Below are 1,959 nucleotides of genomic sequence, written 5' to 3'. Positions count from 1 at the left end.
TGTACGCCCTGACAAGGCGTATGAGTTCAGTGGGTGCGAATCCCACCCGGCCACTGTCGCTCCGGCCGGAAGCACTTCGGAGCAGTTCAGGAGGCAACGAATGGGCTGAAGTATCTGAAGAAAAGGCTTCGTTAGGAAGTCAGTGACTGTGCAGGCCGTAGCGTGCAGCGAACACCGAGCAGGCCCCGAAAAGGTCTTGCGGTAGCCGACCCGCCATAATAACGGGGAAGGTTGATAGCGCTGGAGGATTGAGCGTCAAGCGAATCCAGCGCTGCCGCCGGGGTAGTGGTGATGGCATGTACAGAAGAGGACTCATGCGAAACAGGGGAAGCCTGCCAGGGTGAAATGACAGCCAGACACTGTCATGCAAACAGGGCGCCCGTGAGGGACGGCGCTGGCTCGGACAGGTGGCGGATGGGCTCGTAGTACCGTTGAGGCCGGGTAATGCCGGAGTAGGAAAGGAGCCCTGGTCCAAGAGAGGAGTACAAAGTGGCAAGAACGATGGGATTGGCCCCCGGCCTATTAACCCAGGTGAGAAATCGCGTTCGGACGCTGCAGCGTGCCCTGTATGTGAAAGCTAAGACAGAGCCGGATTTCCGCTTCTACAGCCTGCGGGACAAGGTCTACCGAATTGATGTACTGGTCATCGCCTATCAACGCTGCCGAGCTAATCGCGGCAGTCACGGCGTCGACGGCCAGCGTTTCGCGGACATTGAAAACGCAGGAGTTATGGAGTGGCTGGCTCAGCTACGTGAGGAGCTGAAGTCGGACGGATACCGACCGCAGCCCCTACGGCGGGTATGGATTCCCAAGAGGAACGGTAAACTCCGCCCCTTGGGCATTCCCTGCATCCGCGATCGCGTTGTGCAAATGGCCGTCAACCTCCTGCTACAACCGGTATTCGAAGCGGATATGCAGCCATCGCAATATGGTTTCAGGCCGCGCCGTGATGCCAAGGCAGCAGTGAGGCAGGTTCATTACTACACCGCGAAAATCGGGCTAAGAGATGTCGTGGATACGGACTTGCGCGACTATTTCAATACGATTCCGCATGGGCCTTTAATGAAATGCCTGGCCCGGCGTATCTCGGATGGCAGGGTGTTGCAGCTGATCAAGCAGTGGCTTGAAGTGGCGGTAATCGAAATCGTGGACGGGAAACCTCGGCGCGCCAATGAAGCCAGACGGACGCATCGTGGTAGCGCACAAGGATCGGTGGTGTCGCCGCTGCTGGCCAATCTCTACTTCAGGCGCTTCATCCTGGCTTGGGAGAGGTTTGGTCACGCCAAGCGTTTGCATGCACATATCGTGAACTATGCAGATGACATGGTGATCTGCTGCCGGCCTGGCAGTGGAGAGCAGGCGATGGCGCACATGCAAGCCTTGATGGGGCGTCTGGGGTTAAGCGTCAATGAAGAGAAAACCGCGCTGGTGAAACTCCCGCAGCAGTCTTTCGACTTTCTCGGGTATAGCCTCGGCACGCAATACAACCGTCATGGAAAACCCTATATCGGCACCAAGCCTGCGAAGCGGGCGATGAAGGCGATCATTGGTAAAATCCACGACGAAACGGCGATCAGCATGACGTGGGACTCGGCGGAAAATCGGATAGCTGAACTCAACTCGATCATTCGGGGCTGGGCCGGTTACTTCGATCAAGGCCCGGTGCTCAAGAGCTACCAAATCCTGCAAACCTACACGGAGCGCCGTATCCGACGCTGGTTGGTCAACAAGCATAAGCAGCGAGGTCGCTCGGGGTACCGTCTATACCCCGATGCGTTTCTGTACGGAAAGCTAGGCCTCTATCAACTGCCGACGCGAATGGCCGATGTGTCGAGCGCGAAGACCTATCGATCTTGGACGAAAGCCGGATGCGTTAATAGCGCACGTCCGGTTTGACGAGCGGGGTGTGGAAACGGAGCGCAAGCCACCGCGCCACATCCCGACTCTACCGATCGGCAG

The 1,959-nt window shown here is 57.7% G+C and carries 1 protein-coding gene; it reads left to right on the top strand.

The window, feature by feature from the left end:
• The first annotated feature begins 489 nt into the window (after positions 1–489).
• Positions 490–1,896 (top strand): group II intron reverse transcriptase/maturase, encoded by a 1,407-nt coding sequence (gene ltrA / locus AC19YY_RS30945; protein WP_500605320.1) that lies wholly within the window; start codon positions 490–492, stop codon positions 1,894–1,896.
• Positions 1,897–1,959 lie beyond the last annotated feature (63 nt).

It is taken from the genome of Pseudomonas sp. MF09156 (assembly GCF_059862305.1).
The sequence above is the reverse complement of the archived record's forward strand: the minus strand, read 5'-3'. Positions and strand labels throughout refer to the sequence as shown.